The organism is Burkholderia sp. AU30198 (assembly GCF_020419825.1).
In the GTDB taxonomy this organism is placed as follows: domain Bacteria; phylum Pseudomonadota; class Gammaproteobacteria; order Burkholderiales; family Burkholderiaceae; genus Burkholderia.
The window spans coordinates 1-20,283 of sequence record NZ_JAIZSA010000026.1 but is presented as its reverse complement, the minus strand read 5'-3'; the positions used below and the strand labels follow the sequence as shown (position 1 = coordinate 20,283).

At 63.1% G+C, this 20,283-nt stretch carries 17 protein-coding genes; 13 read left to right on the top strand and 4 right to left on the bottom strand.

Annotated features, from left to right (window positions below):
* Positions 1–5 precede the first annotated feature (5 nt).
* On the bottom strand, positions 6–659 hold the full coding sequence (locus LGN19_RS35875; RefSeq protein ID WP_226219848.1) for a TetR/AcrR family transcriptional regulator: 654 nt from the start codon (positions 657–659) through the stop codon (positions 6–8).
* Between the two features lie 83 nt (positions 660–742).
* Here LGN19_RS35875 and LGN19_RS35870 point away from each other — a divergent pair, with 83 nt between their 5' ends.
* From LGN19_RS35870 to LGN19_RS35855, 4 genes are all read left to right on the top strand, one after another.
* Positions 743–1,867, top strand: a complete 1,125-nt coding sequence (locus tag LGN19_RS35870) for an MBL fold metallo-hydrolase (RefSeq protein ID WP_226219847.1) — start codon at positions 743–745, stop codon at positions 1,865–1,867.
* A 121-nt stretch (positions 1,868–1,988) separates the two neighbouring features.
* The gene (locus LGN19_RS35865) at positions 1,989–2,984 is read left to right on the top strand and encodes an AraC family transcriptional regulator (RefSeq protein WP_226219846.1); all 996 of its coding nucleotides are present in this window, start codon (positions 1,989–1,991) and stop codon (positions 2,982–2,984) included.
* A gap of 1,814 nt (positions 2,985–4,798) precedes the next feature.
* A complete protein-coding gene (locus LGN19_RS35860; RefSeq protein WP_122950231.1) occupies positions 4,799–5,494 on the top strand; it encodes a ParA family protein in 696 nt (231 codons plus the stop codon).
* Positions 5,487–6,518: a ParB/RepB/Spo0J family partition protein gene (locus LGN19_RS35855; RefSeq protein WP_226219845.1), complete on the top strand. Its 1,032-nt coding sequence runs from the start codon at positions 5,487–5,489 to the stop codon at positions 6,516–6,518. Before LGN19_RS35860 ends, LGN19_RS35855 begins: the two co-directional genes overlap by 8 nt.
* A 94-nt stretch (positions 6,519–6,612) precedes the next feature.
* Here the strand turns inward: LGN19_RS35855 and LGN19_RS35850 are convergent, their stop codons facing one another.
* Positions 6,613–7,929, bottom strand: a complete 1,317-nt coding sequence (locus tag LGN19_RS35850; RefSeq protein ID WP_122950233.1) for a replication initiation protein — start codon at positions 7,927–7,929, stop codon at positions 6,613–6,615.
* 2,158 nt (positions 7,930–10,087) lie between these two features.
* Between LGN19_RS35850 and LGN19_RS35845 the strand changes: the two genes are divergently transcribed.
* Positions 10,088–10,333: a hypothetical protein gene (locus tag LGN19_RS35845; protein WP_164462905.1), complete on the top strand. Its 246-nt coding sequence runs from the start codon at positions 10,088–10,090 to the stop codon at positions 10,331–10,333.
* Between the two features lie 185 nt (positions 10,334–10,518).
* Positions 10,519–10,827, top strand: a complete 309-nt coding sequence (locus LGN19_RS35840) for a DUF4148 domain-containing protein (RefSeq protein WP_122950234.1) — start codon at positions 10,519–10,521, stop codon at positions 10,825–10,827.
* Positions 10,828–11,008: 181 nt separating this feature from the next.
* Here LGN19_RS35840 and gcvA read toward each other — a convergent pair whose 3' ends face one another.
* Positions 11,009–11,914, bottom strand: a complete 906-nt coding sequence (gcvA, locus tag LGN19_RS35835; RefSeq protein ID WP_226219844.1) for a transcriptional regulator GcvA — start codon at positions 11,912–11,914, stop codon at positions 11,009–11,011.
* Between the two features lie 140 nt (positions 11,915–12,054).
* On the opposite strand from gcvA, the gene LGN19_RS35830 reads away from it, so the two are divergent.
* The 4 genes from LGN19_RS35830 to LGN19_RS35815 all read left to right on the top strand — a co-directional run bounded on the left by LGN19_RS35830 (position 12,055) and on the right by LGN19_RS35815 (position 16,075).
* Complete coding sequence (locus LGN19_RS35830) at positions 12,055–13,353, top strand: adenylosuccinate synthase (RefSeq protein WP_226219843.1); 1,299 nt, start codon at positions 12,055–12,057, stop codon at positions 13,351–13,353.
* Between the two features lie 298 nt (positions 13,354–13,651).
* On the top strand, positions 13,652–14,593 hold the full coding sequence (locus LGN19_RS35825; protein WP_226219842.1) for a LysR family transcriptional regulator: 942 nt from the start codon (positions 13,652–13,654) through the stop codon (positions 14,591–14,593).
* A 234-nt stretch (positions 14,594–14,827) separates the two neighbouring features.
* Positions 14,828–15,799, top strand: a complete 972-nt coding sequence (locus LGN19_RS35820) for an aliphatic sulfonate ABC transporter substrate-binding protein (RefSeq protein WP_226219841.1) — start codon at positions 14,828–14,830, stop codon at positions 15,797–15,799.
* A gap of 39 nt (positions 15,800–15,838) precedes the next feature.
* Positions 15,839–16,075 (top strand): hypothetical protein, encoded by a 237-nt coding sequence (locus LGN19_RS35815; protein ID WP_226219840.1) that lies wholly within the window; start codon positions 15,839–15,841, stop codon positions 16,073–16,075.
* 10 nt (positions 16,076–16,085) lie between these two features.
* On the opposite strand, the gene LGN19_RS35810 is transcribed toward LGN19_RS35815, so the two are convergent.
* Positions 16,086–17,054, bottom strand: a complete 969-nt coding sequence (locus LGN19_RS35810) for an AraC family transcriptional regulator (RefSeq protein ID WP_226219839.1) — start codon at positions 17,052–17,054, stop codon at positions 16,086–16,088.
* Between the two features lie 594 nt (positions 17,055–17,648).
* Between LGN19_RS35810 and LGN19_RS35805 the strand changes: the two genes are divergently transcribed.
* From LGN19_RS35805 to LGN19_RS35795, 3 genes are all read left to right on the top strand, one after another.
* Positions 17,649–18,533 (top strand): LysR family transcriptional regulator, encoded by an 885-nt coding sequence (locus tag LGN19_RS35805; protein WP_226219838.1) that lies wholly within the window; start codon positions 17,649–17,651, stop codon positions 18,531–18,533.
* Between the two features lie 231 nt (positions 18,534–18,764).
* The gene (locus LGN19_RS35800) at positions 18,765–20,003 is read left to right on the top strand and encodes an efflux RND transporter periplasmic adaptor subunit (protein WP_226219837.1); all 1,239 of its coding nucleotides are present in this window, start codon (positions 18,765–18,767) and stop codon (positions 20,001–20,003) included.
* A gap of 15 nt (positions 20,004–20,018) precedes the next feature.
* Positions 20,019–20,283, top strand: a 265-nt coding sequence (locus tag LGN19_RS35795) for an efflux RND transporter permease subunit (protein ID WP_226219836.1), incomplete at its 3' end; no start/stop codon positions are given.

Here is a 20,283-nt window from a genome sequence, read left to right as displayed (position 1 = left end):
CACGATCAGCCCGTTGCAGCGCGTGATGCGTCGCGGTCTTCCGGTCGCGCGTAATACGCGAGAAACATGTCGGCGGCAGATTCCGCGACTTTTTGTTGTTCTTGCGCCTCCAGCGGCGGCTGGCCCATCGTTATCTGCGGCCAGAACGCGAATACCTTCACGACACCGTGCAGCTGATGCGCGGCAAACACCGGATCGGTGACGGCCAGGCGTCCAGCCGCAGCGGCCGTTCGCACCCAGACCGTCATGTCTTCCTCGCGCTCGCCGAGACGCTCGACCATGTCGCGCGCACGTTCCGGCGAATGGATGGCCGCACCGATCGCGACGCGTGCGAGCGCGAGAAAGGCCTCGTCGCTGAGCAGGCGCATCTTGCGATCCAGCAACGCGAGCAATTGCTCGCGCAGCGGTACGTCGGCACGATAGGTCGGCGAACCGCCGGTTCGGGTCGCATCCCACAATTGTTGCAGGATCGCGGCGAACAACGTTTCCTTGCCGGGGAAATGGTTGTAGACCGTGCGCTTCGACACGTCCGCGCGCGCAGCGATGCGGTCCATGCTGGTCGCGTCGTAACCTGATGCGAGAAATTCCTCGATGGCCGCGTCGACGATGGCCGCGCGCTTTCGATCGGTCAGGCGCTGAGGGGGAGTGCTGGTGTCCATTCAGAAATTTTACACCGGGCAGTTTACTTATCCCAAAAATAAACTACACTGTTTAGTGTACTTTATTCTCCGGACGAACCGACATGGCATCGCCACTCGTTTTGATTCATCGCATCCTGGGTTTTGCGGCCGCCCGACGCGGCCGCGCGCTGTCTGACGGCTCGCCGCAACACAATGGCGAGCGCTTCAGCAATGTCGCGCCGCGTCCTGCCGAGGGATTGGGCAAGACGCTCGGGATCGCCTGGAACATGCTGTTCAACAAGCCACGCAATACCGTCCCCGCAGGCGTGCTGCCCGTCGATTCGCTGACCCGCGCGGACCTCGATGCGGCGCCCGATCGCAGCCTGTACCGGCTTGGCCATTCGACGCTGCTGCTCAAGCTGCGCGGCGAATTCTGGCTGACCGATCCCGTGTTTGCCGAGCGCGCGTCGCCGTTTCGACGCATCGGCCCCAAGCGTTTCCATGCGCCGCCGATCGCACTTGAAGATCTTCCGCCGCTGCGCGGCGTAATCCTGTCGCATGATCACTACGATCATCTTGACCGCGACACCGTACTCGCGCTCGCGGCAACCACCGATGTGTTCGTGACAACGCTGGGCGTCGGCGACCGCCTGATCGAATGGGGCATCGACGCGAAGAAAGTCCGTCAGCTCGACTGGTGGCAGAGTGTCGACGTGGCCGGCCTGACGCTGACCGCGACACCTGCCCAGCACTTTTCCGGGCGCAGCCTGTTCGACGGCAACAGCACGCTGTGGGCATCCTGGGTCATCGTCGACGACGACTTGCGTGTGTTTTTCAGCGGCGACACGGGCTACTTCGACGGTTTCCGGACGATTGGCGAGCGCCTCGGGCCGTTCGACGTCACGCTGATCGAAACAGGCGCATACAACACGCAATGGCCGTACGTGCACATGCAGCCGGAGGAGACCGTGCAGGCGCACATCGATCTGCGCGGACGCTGGCTGGTTCCGATCCACAACGGTACGTTCGATCTCGCGATGCACCGCTGGCAGGAGCCGTTCGAGCGCGTCACGGCGCTGGCGCTCGTGCGTGGCGTCGACCTGTCGACGCCCAGGATGGGCGAGCGCCTCGCGCTCGACGAGCCGCACCGGGGCGAGCGGTGGTGGCGCACGGTGGACGAGCGCGCGACGTCTGTTGCCACGAAATCGCGCCGCTGGTCGCTTTGCGCGTCGCAAGCGACGAAGTAGGCCCACCGGTCGGCGCATTTTTCCCGGGAGCGCGGCCACACCGCGACTCCGGAAGGCGCGTTGCCGGCGTACCCCACGTCGGCTGGCTGCCTGTACATCCGATTACCTGAGTAGAGAAGTCATGCATCCGGCACCCGGCCAATCAGACGCCGCCATCGCTGCGCTCAACCTTGCAGCCCCCCGCTCAACCAGCCATAGCCGAGAGAACGACCTGCGGCAGACGCTCGCAGAGCGCGTCGCGAGGTGGACAGAAGGCGTCGACCACCTCACCACGGACATTCCTAACCTGAGCCTCCATCGAAGGGAGGCGACAACGCAACCGATGGACTGCATGGTCGAGCCGAGCTTCGGTCTCGTGGTTCAAGGCACGAAGCGGATCATTCAGAGCGGGGATGTGTATCTGTGCGACGCCAACCGCTTTCTGATCACGTCGCTCGACTTGCCCGGATCGACTCAGGTCATCGAGGCCAGCCGTGAAAGACCGTTTCTCGGCATTGGGCTCAAGCTTGATTTTCGCGTCATGGCCGAACTGATGACGCAGGTCGCACCGGATCACGAGGAAGCTCCCGCAGGCCGCGGCCTCGTCGTCGGCGATATGACCGAACCGCTCTACGACGCCGTGAACCGGTTGCTGGCATTGCTGGATGACCCGAACGCCATTGCGGTTCTCGCACCGTATGTCGAGCGGGAAATCTACTACCGGCTGCTGACGGGCGACCAGGGTGGCCGTCTCCGTCAGATCGCGTCCGCTGGCAGTCAGGGCAACCGGGTGTCGCGGGCGATCCAGTGGTTGCGAACCCACTACGACGAGTCGCTGCGAGTCGACGATCTGGCCGCGCAGGTTCAGATGAGTAGTTCGACCTTCCACCACCACTTCCGTCAGCTCACCGGCATGAGTCCGCTGCAATACCAGAAATGGATGCGGCTCAATGAAGCACGTCGGTTGATGCTGTCCGAGCGGCTCGACGCCACGTCGGCATCGTTCAGGGTCGGATATGCGAGCCCGACCCAGTTCAACCGCGAATACAGCCGGTTGTTCGGCAATTCACCGCGGAGAGATATCGATAGCCTGCGGAGCGGGGCGGACGTCGTTCTGTCGGTCGCAGCGACTTATTGATCGCAGGGACGGCCCCGGAGATAGGGGATGCCGATTTTGGTGATCACCGCACATTGGGTGGATCGGCTTCACGCGTGAGCGATCGATCCGAGTGAGTCAGACGAATGCCGCGGGATGCGCGCTTCTTGCCAACTCAGGATTGATTGCTCGGCGGCCGGCTGGGAATGTCTTATTGAGTATCGAGCGGTGGGTGAGCGCCTCGCGACGTCGACGTGTACCCGAACTCGCAAGCATCAATCGGCCACATGCAAGCCGCCTCATACGGACCTCGTGAACTGATGAGGACTTCGCCCACTTTCAACGACCGAGTCACCTTATTGTCTTCCGGACACTCGGCCACAAACTCTCTGGTACCGGGATTCTCGCGGCACGCTGCAATCCAACGAATGGTGTAGCCGGAGCGCGCGTTGTCACGTGACAACTCGTGCTGATCACTGGCGCGGCACATCCAATCAGAGACTCGACAACGCGCCGTAATGTACGTGATCTGCGGCAGTTCGATTTGTCTCCGACGTCTAGCCACGCACAATTCGTTTCAAATACCACATATTACGTATCAAAAACGACAATCCTGAGTGCTTTCACGCGAACTTCCACGCGCGGATCGCGAAATGACCATACGCCCCTATTTACAGGGGTGATCTCTTCGATTTTGCGTGAAACAACATGAAGAATATGGCACAACCCATTGCTAGACAACGATTTCCACGAACACCGCATTTCTAGAAAATGTTTCACGATCCGGCCCGTTTGAGTTGTCTCATGGCCTTCAGTACAGGAATTTGTCGCCAATCGGAGCCTCACAAACCGCTGTCGCGTAGAAGTGCCTGACTGCGCTGGCCATCATGCTGAGTATTCGTGACCACGCAATGCCCTCCCCTGCCGGCCAGCGTATGCGGCGAAGTTGAGTCCGAGCGCTCCGAATAAATGGGGCCACATCAATGCGCCCACAATACACATTGTGGGGTGTCGTTCATCAAGCCCACCAGCACGTCTCCTCTGGGACTTGAATGTGGCTAGCCGACGATGAGCGCAGCGGATCTAGGCCAATTGATGACTCAGACGCTTCGGCAAAGGTGCGTCCCAACCGACATGCAGTGCATGTCCACCTCGACACTCGAGCTCCCCAATACAACTCTCCAGTTGTCACGTGACAACTCACGGCTCAACCCGCTCGGAAGCGGTATTTCGTGACGATCCAGCAGTGGCGAATCCCTTCTTTATCGATCTACCTGTTCACGATCAACGGAGTTCGATCAAAATTTCCCCTGACAGGCGACTCAGTGCCGACGTCGCCTCTCGCTCCGTATCGATTGTCACGTGACAACTCGCCTCCCTGACGGCAGTCGCGCCAGGCCAAAGACAGATATCGGGTATTGCAATGATCTCGTCATATCTACAAGCGCGATCGAATCAAAGATTTGCTGGTGTCGGATGGTGCCGAGAAGAATCAAACCCTGCGATTTGTCACGTGACAACCGGCTCTACCGACGGCATCCGTGTAATCAAGTTACTGGAATCTCAATGATTTCCGTCGGGAACAAAGGGAGATCGTGCGACTAATCTCAATGCGCTAACTCTGGCATCGACGTTGAAGTCCACCGAATTTTCTCTCGAACTTCGTATGTCCTTTTCGAACGTAACAGACAATTTTATTTTTACTCGAACACCAGCTATGACTGACTCGTTAGCCATTCGGCCCACTTGTCACGTGACAACCACATCGATCACAAAGACATGCATTGTGTCGAAGGCTTTTCTGGACATTTTGATAGTAACTGCATATATTACGCAAAACTCCGTGGAGAAATTTAATGGCTTTCAAGATCGCCGTCAGTAATCAAAAAGGTGGGACTGGGAAGACAACCATCTCCGTCAATATCGCGGCTGCGTTCGAGGCCGGCGGCAACAAGGTCGCCCTGATCGATGCCGACCCTCAAGGCACATCCGTCCGGTGGGTGACGAGCGGCGAGAACACGCTGCCGATGACGGTCCTCTCACTGGCCCCTGCCGGTCGCGGCATCGGCGGCGAGATCAAGAAGCAGGACGCGAACTTCGACGTGATCGTCGTCGACTGTCCCGGCAACCTCGAAGATCCGCGCATTGCATCCGTACTCGAAGTCGCCGATTTCTGCCTCGTACCGCTGTCGCCGTCGCCGGCCGATCTCTACAGCACCGTCGCGATGATCCGCATGATCGAGTCGATGCGGTCCGTCCGTAACCCTAATCTTTCTTCCGCATTAATGCTGAATAGTGTTAATGGAAAAACTAAAATGCGTGAAGAAATTTTAAAGATTCTAAGGGCTGAAGAAATAGGGGAGCATCTGCTCGACAGCCAGATCGCGCAACGCGAGGTCTACCGTCAGACGTTTGCGCTCGGCACCACGATCCATCATCACAATCGATACCTGAAGGGCCTGAAAGAAGCCCGTGCGGAAATCGAAAAGCTGGTCACGGAAATGGCCCACTACATCGCGTCGACGCGCGCTACCGGAGCCGCCCATGGCTAAGGACACCTCGAAAGACAAGAAGCCGACCGGCAACCTGCATCTCGCAGCCGGCCTGCTGCGCGGACTCGCGCAGGAAAATGCGGCCCTCGAAACGCGGCTGCCGGAGTCGGCGGCCGCACCGAATGCTGTCGTCGACACGGCACCCGCCAGCGCCCCGGCCGCGGCCACGCCCGCCGGCACACCGGAACTTGGCGCGCCGCAGAAGGTGTTGGTCAAGGATTGCATCCCGAACCCGTTCAACCCGCGCGTGTTCTATTCGGAGTCGAGCCTGCACGAGCTCGCCCTGACGCTGAAACGGGAAGGGCAGATCGAGCCGATCAAGGTGACGCGGCTCCCGGAGTTTCCTGGCAAGCTCGTGGTGATCGACGGGCAACGCCGACTCCGCGCGACGAGCATCAACGGCGATGAATCCATCAACGCCACGTTCCGCACCGACCACACGCCCGAGCAGCTCTATACGATCGCGTATCGCGCGAACCACGACCACGAACGCCAGACGATCTTCGACGATGCGGTCGCGTGGAAGCGTCTCCTCGACGAGAAGGTCTTTTCCGACCAGAACACGCTGGCGGAAAAGATCGGCAAGGACAAGGCGTCGATCAGCAAGACGCTGTCGCTCAACGCGCTCCCGAACACACTCCTGGAACGGATGGCCAGCGCGAACGACGTGGTCGGCCTGCAGGCGGCGTACTTCCTGAAGCTGATCTTCGAACGCCTGGGCGAGCCGACGGCCGACCGGCTGCTGACGGCCGTGATCGACCGGAAAAAATCGGTTCGTGATCTCGAGAATTTCCTGCGTGCACAGAGCGACGGCAGCAAGAAAGCGGGACGCACGCGTTACAGCGTTCGTCACGACTTCGCGCTCGAATCGCGAGCGATCGGCCAGTTGAAGACCTATCCGGACGGACGTCTGGATCTGCAGCTCAAGGGCGTCGACGCATCGCACCAGGAGGCACTCGCCGACAAGCTCAAGACCGTCATCGACGCGTACGTTGCCGAACTGGCAGCGGCCACGCAACAGTAACGCGCCAAAAGCAGAAGGCCTCGCATCCGCGTTGCATCGCGAAGCCGGACGACAATGTCCGACGCGCGATACACACCCGGCTGCGAGGCCTCGTTCAGTTACCTGCGAGACTGCTTTTCAGCAGGAATTCCAGCAAGTCGTCCGAGGTCGGTTCGCCCCACGTATCCAGCGCCAGCCATCGGAAGAAGCTGGTCTGCGCGAGCTTGCTTGCCTTCTTCTTCGGCGACAGCGTCAGGTCCTTCGAGCCTGCCACCGTCTCGTTGTAACGATCGATCAGCTTGGTCTGGTCGTCGATCTCCAGTTCACGGAAATACGCGCCGGCTTCGTCGACCTTCGCCGCCAGATATTTGTCGCGAATCTGCTCCTGCTTGCTCTGCGCGGACTCCTTCGCCGGTGCGGCCGCCTCCGTTCCCTGTCCGTCGGCCAGCGTGTAGCCGTGCGTCAGCGCCTTGCGGAAATACGCGGCGACATTGTCGACCGGCGCCGCATTCTTCTTCGTAGTCCGATTGAGCGTATAGGCAATCGCCGCCTTGATGCGCTGCACGCCGTACTGCGTGATCAGACGCCGCGCTTCCGAACGCGGAATGCCGAACTTGGCGACCTCCTCGACCAGCGCTTCGTTCTTGACGTCGCCTTCCTCCACCGTATCGGCGCTCTGCTTGCGCGTCACCTTGAACTGGACGGCTTCCACGCTCCGGCCGGACTTGTGTTCGATCAACTCGAGCGTGTGATCCGATACTTCGTTCACCTCCTGAATGCACGGCACCAGGACCTTGCTCTTGAACAGCTTGTATTCCTTGTACGACTGCGACGCCTTGTCCTGACCGAGAATGAGGTCACGAAATTTCGGCAGCGGGATCTTCGCGGTGATGCCGATCCCCTCGTAGCGCACGGTGTTTTCCCACAACGCGAGCGAGTGTGACCGCCGGAACTCGCGGGCGATCCGCATATCGATCAGTGCGTAGATCTCGGGATTGAGCAACTCGCTGCGAATCTGGTCGGAGAAGCTGTACTTCAGCACCGATTGCTCGAGCTCCGCGCCGGCGAGCAGGCCCGACGCTTTCCAGACCGTCGAGCGATCCGCGGCCAGGTAGTCCCAGTTGACGACGGTACTGATCAGCGAGTTGACCGTGTCCTTCACGTACTTCGTGTTGTTGCTGTTCAACCCGCTCTCGTGCGAAAGCGACGCGATCGAGATCGAGAAGCTCGTCCGGCCCGGCTCGAACGCCTCCTGCCGAAGCGCGTTCTTGATCAGCGAGCTGAACATCTTGCGTTGCTGCAGACCGATCTTTCCGGACTTGGGCGCGATATGAATCGCCTGGACCGCCTTGCGCAGCAAGTCGGGAGGCTCGGGTGTCTGAAACAGCGAAACCTGTTTGTCTGAGCCTTTGCTTGCGGGCTTGCGCGGCATCGTAATGTCCGGATAAGGTGACCTTGTTGAGAGCGGACTTTATACCTTTTCGCGTCAACGGGCAACGCCTCGGTTGCTGCTTTACTTGCACTATCGCGGCTAACCTGCAGATACGAAAGGGAAATTCACAATCGGACAATCTGTGCGGAACCCCATATCCATCTACCTTTCGACAAAAATGCCTCCCACAAGCCGCTACCTTTGGTACCCGGACACGGAAACCCGGCACGAGATTTGCCCTCGGGAAGGTAACCATCCATGGGAAGCAAATGCGCAGAATCGAGATCGCTGGGCAAATTCGTGATGCTCTGCAGCACAGTCGCGTTTTCTTCCCATAACTTGCTACCTTCATCGATTCCCACAGGAGGGTACCTATCGAGCGACGTCAGCCGCGTTGCCGGCGTTGATTTTGGCCCGGAAGGCAGACAACGCTCCCATAAACGGCAACCTGTTGTTTTCCCCATAAAAGGTTACCTGCTCGCGCCATCGATCCTGTCCATGGGAACCCGCCACCGGGAATCTCGGTGAAATGCAATCGAGCGGCCTCAAATACCACCCATAACCGGCTACCTTTGAGGTGCCCCATAACCGGCTACCACAAGAAAATCGCTGTGCACCTCCCCATTCACGGATCGAAAAACGTGCCCCATAAAAGGCTACCTGCAGGGATTCCCATAGAAGACTACCCAACACGTTTCCAGGCCAATTTCCCATAACCGGGTACGCTTACCCCATATCCACAACCCCGATTCCCCACAACGCGGTACCCCAAACCCCAAATCCACAGACCTGAAACCCCAGACCCTTCCACCTGTGCTCCCATAAATGGGTACCGAACACCCATCAAACCCTTGTCAGATAAGGCTGTGAGCCGTCTAAAAGTAGTTAAAGAAGTAAACGTGGTTTACAAAAGATGTAAACACACGTGCGCCTCCACAAAAAGACGAGCCCCATAAACCGCTACCAATGGGTAGCCGTCTATGGTGCAGCAAGCATTGCGATGCTTCGATTCAGGCTTGGTAAACGATGGTCTGGCTCCCCGTTCCACAGTGGTTCCAGGCCCGACAAGGCTTCCAGAAGAGGTGAGTACATACTCACATCAACGGAAACGTAGAAACCTATGGGAGAAAAACGGGAAGAAAACTGTTCTTTACAGGCACAGGTTCCCGTCTATGGGATCAAAAAACCGGCTCCGCAACCTCGCGAGCAGCGCTTGTCGAGCAGCCAAGCCAATCAGCGACCGGAAACGATGATCTCTTCGATTTCGTTCACAGCAGTTTGAAATCTTCCGGGATCGCGGGCGAAGGGCTTTTTTGCACTCATGGGCCCCCTGCCTGTAGACAAGTTTTTCCGACTGCCTGCCCGCGCCTCTCGTCAGATTTAGCCTGTGAGCTGTGCACAGAGGAAATCGACACGCGTCACTTCACCGCCCCAAAGTCTTCCAACTTTCTACCTTTGAACCCGCCAACCGAAGAGCAATGCTGTGCCTCCGGGTCGCGAGAAGACATCCAGGAACGGCTTCCGGGGATGAACCGGGGGTCGGCGCCGTCCGCAACATGCGGCCGGCTCCTGAAGCGATCTGATGCACGACACGAGCCAAAGTGAAAATGCGGGCGCCCACGAAGCTCACCGCAACCGAATGCGAGCGATGATCCCGAACGTTCTCACCTTCGGACGCTTCCGAATCCTGTAAAAGCTCACCAACTAGACGAGGCCACCGGTATCGGCTCGCTGTGCGGGCAGCAACACCCGTCGGGATGCCGGCGGTCAAAGCCGCACAATCAAAAACCTGTGGTTCGCGCACGTTGCGCGATGCGTTTCCGAGCAGAATCAGGCGGATCACAGACGTACCCGCGACCTCGACGCTACGTGCCACGCTCGCCCGGCGAGCATCGCAACATCGGTGCGGCGCCGTCTGCGTGGTCGTGAAATGATTCCGGCGGATGTTTTCACCGCAGGCAACGCGTCCACGCCTTTTGTCAGACGGACCACGGGACCACACCACACCGCGGCGCGTTGTACCGGCTCAGGTCTCCCGGCGCATCACAGTTCATCGATTGGTTGCTGGGTCGAATGCCGCGCGCTGTGGCAATGCGATTGCGCGTGCCTCGATCGCCGTAAAACCGATGCGTGGTCGTTTATGGGAGGGAACCGTCGCTTGAACCGCGGCGACCGGCAACGTGATGCACAGGTCGACTGCTGCGGCTGTGATCGCGATGGGTCGGATGACGGGCAGGTCAAGCACAAGCCCGCCGGCAACACCGCCGACGAAACAGTCATTGGTACGTCGCACCGCACCGCGCTGTGCGTAAATTACCGATCCGCGTCACGGAAGCGTGGCTACATCGACCGTTTCCTGTTACCGCAACAGCGCGATACACAGTTCCAGCTGTCCTCCCGGTGACGGTCGAGCGATATTCACATCTTCTCCCATACGTGTATCCCAATTCTGCTGCCACGATGACGCCACATTTTTCGAGACGCGGTTATGATGCACAGGTCCCGATTGCGGCATGACGACCGATCGGGGCAGGGGCGGTATCTCGATGGTCTTTCAATCCGTGATAAACCAGAAAAGAGAGTTCAGCGATGCGAATCCAGATCAGAAAACTCACGCTGGCTGCTACGGCAGCCGCGTTCCTGTTCGGCTCGGCAGTTCCCGTGTTTGCGCAGACCGACGCCAGCGCGCCCGCCGCACAGGACGCCAAGGCGGCCAAGAGCCAGGCACGCAAGGCGGCCAGGGCCCAACACAAGGCCGAGCGCAAGGCTGCGCGTGCCAAGAACAGCGCCGAGCTGAAGAAACTCGAAGATGCCGGTTACAAGCCGGCGGCCAATGATCCGAACTATCCGCAGAACCTGCAAAACGCGGAGAAGAAAGCCGCCGGCGCTGGTCAGTAAGCGTCGTCCGGCGGCAAGCCGCGGGTCCGCGGCTTGCCGGGTGCGCCGCGGACCCGCGGCGCACATCGAAAGCAACCTTCCTGGTATCTGGTATCCACAACGGCAAACGTGTTCATACGCTTGCGTTATTTGATTCGCATTCCTGCATGTCTTGACGCGCACGACCGGTACGCAAACGCAGTCAGTACCGCCCGCCCGGCGCAGCCGCGTTGCCCGTTACCTTCAACCAGTCCTTGAACGCCCGCACCGCGTCGTCGTTCGCGCGTGCGGAGGCCACGTACGTGAAGTAGCGCCACGGCGGCAGCGCCGGTTCGCTGAACGGCTGCACGAGCCGGCCTTCGGCGATGTCGTCTGCGACGAGGGCGATCGGCCCCATCGCGATGCCGAGCCCGTCGAGTGCGCCTTGCAGCGTCAGATAGAAATGCTCGAGCGTGAGCGACTGTCGCGGCACGAGATTCGGATGTCCGGCTGCCGCGAGCCATTCGGGCCACATGCCGGGATAGGTAGCCGCGTGCAGCAGCGTGAAGCCGGCGAGATCGGCGGGCGTATGCAACGGGCGCCCCTCCAGCAGCTTCGGCGCACACACCGGCAGCCGGACTTCGGACAGGAATTCCTCGGCAACGTAACCGTCGACGGCCTGCGGGCCGCCGCGAACGATCAGGTCGACCTTGTCGCGCAGCTTTTCGATCGGCTCGTTCGACGTCGACAGCCGCACCTCGATGGCCGGGTGGGCGACCTGGAATGACGACAGCTTCGGTACCAGCCAGCGCAACGAAAACGTCGCGGGTGCGCTCACGCGCAGCACGCGCTGCTGCGCATGGCCGAAATGCTGCGCGGTGGCGAGCGCGATCCGGTCGAACGACGCGCCGACCTCGGCGAGATACGCGCGGCCGGCGTCGGTCAGCTCGACCCGCCGGTTATGGCGCTCGAACAGCGGCCGCCCGAGCCACGCCTCCAGCTGCTGCACGTGCCGGCTGATCGCGCCGTGGGTCACGCATAGTTCGTCGGCGGCCAGCGTGAAGCTGCCGAGGCGCGCGGCGGCTTCGAACGCGCGCAGCGAATTCAACGGAGGGAGTCGTCGGGCCATTGCGTCGTTTCGTGTGATATTTACTCACACGAAAGTTCAGGTTTAATCGTTTGATCGGGTGCTCAAGCTCCGCCAATATGGCACACAAACGGCCGGCTCGGCCGAAAAATTGTCTGAATTTCTCACACGGAGTGCGGAGCATGTCGAACGTGGTGGTCGTGGGCGCCCAATGGGGCGACGAAGGTAAGGGGCGCGTCGTGGACTGGCTGGCAGCACAGGCCGATCTCGTTGCACGCTACAACGGCGGCCACAACGCGGGTCATACGCTGGTCGTCGGCGGCAAGACGTACAAGCTCGCGCTGCTGCCGAGCGGTGTCGTGCGCGGCAAGCGCGGCGTGATCGGCAACGGCGTAGCGCTCGATCCGGAAGCGCTGCTCGCGGAAATCGGGCGGATGGCCGAGCTCGGGCTGTCGGTGACGCCGGACAACCTGTCGATTGCCGAGAACGCGACGCTGGTGCTGCCGATCCACCGGGCAATCGACCAGGCGCAGGAGCGCCTGCGCCGCGAGCCCATCGGCACCACGCTGCGCGGGATCGGGCCGGCCTACGAGGACAAGGTCGGGCGTCGCGGGCTGCGCGTCGGCGATCTCGCGGAACCGGGCCAGCTCGCCGCCAAACTGGATGTGCTCGTCGACCATCACAACGCGTGGTTCCGTGGCCTGGGGCTCGATGAGTATTCCCGCGACGCGATGCTCGCGACGCTGGTCGACCTCGCGCCGCGGATCCTGCCGTTCGTGCGCCCCGTCTGGGCCGATCTCAACGACGCGACCGAGCGCGGCGAGCGCATCCTGTTCGAGGGGTCTCAGGCCGTGATGCTGGACATCGACTGGGGTACCTACCCGTTCGTGACGTCGTCCGGCACCGTTGCCTCGGCGGCGGCGGCCGGTACGGGGCTCGGCGCGTCGAAGCTCGGTCACGTACTGGGCGTCACCAAGGCGTATGCGACGCGGGTCGGCGGCGGTCCGTTCCTCACCGAGCTGTCCGACGCGACCGGCGAAACGCTGCGCGCACGCGGGCAGGAATTCGGCGTGAACACCGGCCGGCCGCGCCGCTGCGGATGGCTCGATGCGGCGCAGTTGCGTCAGGCCGTCCGGATCTCGGGCATCGATTCGCTGGCGCTCACCAAGCTCGACGTGCTCGACGGTTTCGAGTCGATCGAGCTGTGCGTCGGCTACGAACTCGATGGCGTGCGGGTCAATCATCTGCCCGCGAGCCTCGACGCGCAGTCGCGCGCGAAGCCCGTGTACGAGCGGTTCGACGGCTGGCGCGGCACCGTGAAGGGGATCCGCGAACGTGCGGCACTGCCGCGCGCCGCGCAGGATTTCATCGCGCGCATCGAAGCGGTCGCGGGCGCACCGGTATCGATGATCACGACCGGCGCGGAGCGCGACGACACGATCGTGTTGCGCAACCCGTTCGATGCGGTCGCCACGGCGTAATGTGCGATACGTGACGTGAATCGCGAGGCGGCACCATGGTCGCCGGGTCGTTTTTGCCGATCCGGTGCCGTTCGCGTGCGGGGGCGTCCGGTCGCGTCGGCGCCCGGCCCGTACGCCGCGCGCACGGCGGCTCGGCGACACGGTTCGGCATCCGGATCACGCCGCTACGGCGAACTGGACACGTTCGCACTGCTGCTGTACTGTTCCGCACAATTCGCGCCAGACCGGCCTGCGCCGGAGCCGCCGGCACCATGGCCGCACGGTGGCGCGACGTGATCTCAATCCCGGGGACAGGTCGATGGACACGTTACAGATGATGCGCATTTTCGTCCGGGTGGCGGAGGAGGGCAGCTTCACGAGCGCGGCCCAGCGCCTGGACATCACGACGGCCTACGCATCGCGGTCGGTCGCGCAGCTCGAAACGCATCTGCGCACGCGTCTGCTCAACCGCAGCACGCGCCGCATCGCGCTGACCGATGCCGGGCAGCGTTATCTCGACCGCTGCCAGCGCATCCTCGGCTATATCGACGAAGCGGAAGCCGAGGCGGCCGACGCACAGGCAAAGCCGTCCGGACGGCTGCATGTCCATGCGACGACGAGCTTCGGCCAGGCCTACGTGGTGCCCGCGGTCGTGCGCTACCGGCAACGCTATCCATCGGTCGCGGTCGAGCTGACGCTGTCGCAGCACGTGCCCGACATCATCGACGAAGGCTACGACGTGTCGCTGCAGTTGAGCGCGACGGAGCTGCCCGATTCGGGGCTCGTGTCGCAGCGGCTCGGCGAGGTACACAGCGTGCTGTGCGCGTCGCCCGCGTATCTCGAGGAGCGCGGCACACCGCGCACGGTGCGCGAGCTCGACGGCCATGCGTGCCTGCAGATCGTCACGCCGGTATTTCCACGCGATCGCTGGCATCTCGACGGCCCGGACGGTCCCGAGACGTTCGACCTGCCGTCGCCGGATTTCCAGGTGAACATCGCCGATGCGCTCGGCGCCGCACTGCGCGCCGGCCTCGGCATCGGTTCGCTGCCGATGTCGTCGGCACTCCCCGCGCTGGCGAGCGGCGCGCTGGTGCGCGTGCTGCCCGACTACCGGTTGCAGAAGCTGACGGTCTACACGCTGTACGCGTCGCGTCAGTATCTCGATGCGAAGATCCGCACGTTCGTCGATTTCCTGCGCGAATGCGTGCCCGAAATGCTGGCCATCGACGAGGCTGAACTGCACGCTTCCTGCAAGTCCTGAGGTCGCCTCGTCGGCTGGTGAGCACGACGTTGCGCATCAATCGAACAAATAGTATGGAGTCCTGTCGGACCCGGGCAATGATGTCCAGGCAGCCTGCGTGCCCTTATGAAAGCGCTTGCTTTCCATATCGAACATCGTTGGTTCGATACGTGGCGCCAACCTTCTAGAATCGGTTCGACCGGCTTCATCGCATGCGTGCGCAAGCGGTATCCCCTTCATCGAACCCGATACGACATGGCAGACCAACACTCCACAACCCGCCGCCGGCTTCTGCATGCCGGCCTGGCGATCGCGGCGGGCGCCGCTGCGCATCCGGGCTTCGCGCTCGCGAGCACGGCCGGCGCGCGGACGTTGCGCATCGGCTATCAGAAAGGGCCGCTCAGCCTGCTCAAGGCGCGCGGCACGTTGCAGAGCAAGCTCGCGACACTCGGCGTGACCGTCACGTGGACCGAGTTTCCGTCGGGGCCGCCGCAGCTCGAGGCGCTGAATGCGGGATCGATCGACTTCGGCGATGTCGGCGAGGCACCGCCGATCTTTGCGCTCGCGGCTGGCGCGCCGCTCGTCTATTACGCGCAGACGCCGGCCGGCCCCGCGGCCGAGGCGGTGGTGGTCGCGAAGGATTCGCCGGTCAGGACCTTTGCGGACCTGCGCGGCAAGCGCATCGCGCTGGTGAAGGGATCGAACACGCACTTCCTGCTGGTCCGGCTGCTGCAGGCCGCCAAGCTCAACTATGTCGACATCACGCCGGTCTGGCTGTCGCCGTCCGATGCGCGGGCCGCGTTCGAGAATCGCTCGGTCGATGCGTGGATCATCTGGGATCCGTTTCTCGCGGTGGTCCAGCAGGCGTTCGGCGCGCGCATCGTCGCGGACGGCACCGGGCTCGTCGAGAATCGCGGCTACTACTTTGCGTCGCGCACGTATGCGCAGCGCAATGCCGACGTGCTGGATGCGGCCGTGTCGGAATTGACGGCGGTTCAGCGCTGGCTCGATGCGAACCGCGCGCAGGGCGCGGCCGAGTTCTCGAAGCTTTGGGGGATTCCGGAGCCGGCGGTGGCGCTCGCATTTCGCCGCGCGCGCTTCGGTGTCGAGCCCGTCACGCGCGACACGCTCGCTTATCAGCAGCGCATCGCCGACGTGTTCTACCAGGCCGGCGTTCTGCCGAAACGCGTCGACGTCAGCCAGGCTGCACCGCCCGCACTCGCGTGACGGGGCAGCCGGCCGGGGCAACAGCTCAACGGCGGAACGTTGGAACGGCGGCGTGACATCGTCCGGAATCAGGCGTATGCATGGCCGGCCGCCGCGCTGCTCGATCTCGTCGGGCAGCCATCCGCGCGCACTTTCTGTCTGCTGTTCCGCGACAGCACAGTGCTCGCGTCGTCGGCCGAATACTTCTTCCGCTGCATCGATGAAGCCGTGCAGGCCGAGCATGCGAATGCCGTCGGAACGAAACGCGGCACGCGCTCGCGTGCGCCGCGCGCGTGAGGTAACCGGCCTATGGCGCGACGCGGGATAGCGGCACCGCTGCGTCGCGCAGCTTCAGGACATCGCGGCCCGGCGCATCGCCGAACAGGCGTGCGTATTCGCGGCTGAACTGCGACGCGCTGACATAGCCGACGCTGCGGCACGCCTGCCGCGCATCCATCGCCGACAGGCACATCAGGCGGCGTGCCTCCTGCAGCCGCAGCACCTTCTGGCATTGCAACGGGCTCATCGACGTGACCGCGCGGAAGTGGTGATGGAACGTCGACGGACTCATGTCCACCTGTCGCGCGAGCGATTCGACCGTCATCGGATCGAGGTAGTGGTCGCGAATCCAAGCGACGGCGCGCGAGATGCGCTGCGTCGTCGAATCGCCCTGGCCGACCTGCGCGACCCGCGCACCCGACGGGCCGCGTAGCAGCCGAATGAGGATTTCGTCGACGATCAGCGGCGCGAGCAGGTCGATGTCGTCGGGTTGCGCGATCAGTTGCATCAGCCGCACGACGGCGTCGACGATTTCCGGCGGCGCATCGTGCGTGTCGAGTGCGCCGCAGTCGACGGCCTTCGGCAGTCCGCGCGGAAACACGCGTGGGGTGAGTGCCGCGATGCGGGCCGGGTCGAGTTCCAGTTGCATATAAAGGAACGGCTCGGCCGGGCTCGCGCACGTCACGCGGCCGGTGACGGGCACGTCGGCCGTCGCCACCAGCATGCGCGATTCGTCGATCTCGTAGGTGTCGTCGCCGACCCGTATCGATTTCGCGCCTTGCCCGACGATGCTTACGCACGCGTGATGCACGCCATGGTTCCAGTGCGGCGGCGACGCGGCCGCGCGCGCGACGCGCATGCCACGCACCGGAAGCTCGAACGTGCCGTCGTGCGGCGCGTAGGCGGCGATCAGCGCAGCGAGCCGGGCCGTGGGCGACCGGGGGGCGTGAGTGGGCGTGATGCGCTGTAGCGGCAGCGTTCGGGCGTCGATTTCCATATTGGGTGAGCGGATGGCGGAGTGGCCGGTGCAAGGTACGCGGCGGCGATTCCCGGTGGGTGTCCCGGCAGGGGGCCGGCACGGCGGTCACATCGTACGGCGAGTCGCGTGCACGCGATTGCCTAAACCTGTCGGAAATTAGCCCGATCATCCGGATCTGCACGGCCGGCGACCGCATGGCCCGTCGTTGCGCGGTGTGCGGCGCACAAATTCGGAAATTAAGGCAAAACAATCGGAGGATCGGGCAAGCGATTTTCCGGCGGTTTTCATACCATTGCACCTGCTGAAAGAAACGTATTCCAGTGCGCACGGGCGATGCGGGTTTGACCGTCGCATGGCCGGTGGTATCCGCCGGCATTGCCGTTGCGAAGCGCTGGAAAAGACTCAGGACTGCTACTCATCTGTTCGTGCATCGGGCCAGCCGAGGCCGGCTTGCGTCCGTTGCATGCCGGTGCGCGCCTGGCGCGAGCGTGGCACCGACCCGGCATAGCCGGCGTCGGGGCCGCCGCATTGGCCGGGCCGCTGCATGTCGGTCGCGACGCGGCGACGGGTGGAGGCTTCAAGGCAGGCGACCGCGCAGAGGAATCCGGACAAATGGACCAACTTCAATCGATTCGGGCATTCGTGACGGTGGCAAGGGAAGGCGGGTTTCGCCGGGCGGCAACCCGGCTGCGCGTGTCGACGGCGATGGCGAGCCGGCTGGTCGATGCGCTCGAGACGCGCCTTGGCGCACGTCTGCTTCAACGCAGCACCTGCCACCAGTCGCTGACGGAAATCGGCGAGCTGTATCTCGCGCGTGTCGAGCGGATTCTCGGCGCGATCGACGAGATCGACGGCCGTTTCGTCGCGATGGGCAGCAAGCCGGAAGGTGCGCTGCGCATTGCCGCGCCGGTCGCGTTCGGGCTCAGCCAGTTGAGTGCGTTGCTCGATCGTTTCGTGCACCGGTTTCCGGACGTGCGGCCGACCGTGACGCTGACCGATACCCATGTCGATCTGACGTCCGAAGACATCGATGTCGCGTTCCTGACCGATGGCATGCCGGTGTCCGGTGCACACGCGCTGCACACGCTGGCCGCATACGAATCCGTGCGCGTCGCGGCGCCGGGTTATGTCGCCGCGCACGGCGGCGCGGCCGCGTCGGGCGACTGGCCGGACATCGCGGCCGTGCGGCTCGATCTGCCGGCGGCCGGCGACGACGATGCGGCTGCGCTTCGACCCGATGCGACGCCGGGCGGCAGCACGGGTGTCGGCCATCTGGAGATGGCACGGCGGCTCGCTGTGGCCGGCATGGGTGCCGCGGTGCTGCCCGCGTATCTCGTCGACGCCGATCTGGCGGCCGGCACGCTGGTGCGCGTTGCACCGGTCCGCCCGCTCGCGCCCGTCACGCTGAAGCTCGCGCATGCGCGTACCGCGCGTCTGCCGGCCGCTGCGCGGGCATTCGTCGAATTCGCCGGCGCCGCGTTCCGGCCCGCGAGCTAGCGGCCCGGTTGGTCGCCCCAGCAACGCAGGCCCGCCAGAGTCGCGGGCTCATCGTTCTTTTTCCACGGAAGCAGTTCGACGAACGAACGCTCCACAGGGCGCAACGCACGCCCGACATACGCGACCGCATCCGCGGCAAACAGGAAGCGACAGCATTCCGGCCGCGCGTGCAGGTCACGAGGAGATCTGGTGATTCCCATTGAAGGTCGTCTATTTGTGAGAGGTCGCTCCATGCGCGTCGAACGGGTTCCATACCGCTTAATCACTGCTGCAACGGCTGCCGTTTTCCTGGCCGCGTGCGGAAAAAAAGAATCGGCACCGCCGCCGCAAACACCGGAAGTCGGCGTCGTCACCGTCCAGCCGCAGGCCGTGCCCGCGGTTACCGAACTGCCGGGCCGCACCAGCGCGTTCCTCGTTGCACAGGTGCGTGCGCGGGTCGACGGCATCGTGCTGCGCCGTGAATTCACCGAAGGCACCGACGTCAAGGCCGGCCAGCGTCTCTACAAGATCGACCCGGCGCCGTACGTCGCTGCGCTGAATAGTGCAAAGGCGACGCTTGCGAGGGCGCAGGCGAACCTCGTCACGCAGAACGCGCTGGTCGCACGCTACAAGGTGCTGGTGGCCGCGAACGCGGTCAGCAAGCAGGATTACGACAACGCGGTGGCCACGCAAGGCCAGGCCGCGGCGGACGTCGCGGCCGGCAAGGCGGCAGTCGATACCGCACAGATCAACCTCGGCTACACCGATGTCGTGTCGCCGGTTTCGGGCCGCGTCGGCATTTCGCAGGTGACGCCGGGTGCGTACGTGCAGGCGAGCCAGGCAACGCTGATGTCGACGGTGCAGCAACTCGACCCGGTGTATGTCGACCTCACGCAGTCGAGCCTCGACGGCTTGAAGCTGCGCCAGGACGTACAGAGCGGCAAGCTGAAGACGAGCGGCCCGGGCGCGGCAAAAGTGTCGCTGATCCTGGAAGACGGCAAGACCTATTCGGAGCCGGGCAAGTTGCAATTCTCGGACGTGACGGTCGACCAGACCACCGGCTCGGTGACGATTCGCGCGATCTTCCCGAACCCGGGCCGCGTGCTGTTGCCGGGGATGTTCGTGCGCGCACGGATCGAGGAGGGCGTGAACGAGAACGCGTTCCTGGTGCCGCAGATCGGGGTGTCGCACGACCAGAAGGGGCAGGCGATCGCACTGGTCGTGAACGCGGCCAACAAGGTCGAGACGCGTCCGTTGACGACGGCCGGCACCTACGGTCAGGACTGGATCGTCGAAGGCGGTCTGGAAGCGGGCGATCACGTGATCGTGCAGGGCGTCGACAAGGTGCGCCCGGGTGCGACCGTCAAGACTGTCGCGGCGCAGCTCGCGCCGGCGCCGGATGCAGCGTCCGGCACACCGGCAAGCGTCGCGCCGGCGAGCACCGCCGCCAATGCCGCCGCGCGTTCGACCGCTGCGTCGGCCGCGCAATAACAAGGAGTCCGTTTCATGGCCAAGTTCTTTATCGATCGCCCGATCTTTGCGTGGGTGATCGCGATCGTGCTGATGCTGGCCGGCGTCGCATCGATCTTCAAGATGCCGATCGCGCAGTATCCGACGATCGCACCGCCGACGATCCAGATCCAGGCGAACTACCCGGGCGCTTCCGCGAAGACGGTGGAAGACACGGTGACGCAGGTGATCGAGCAGCAGATGAGCGGTCTCGACAACTTCCTGTACATGTCGTCGACGAGCGATGACTCGGGCAACGCGA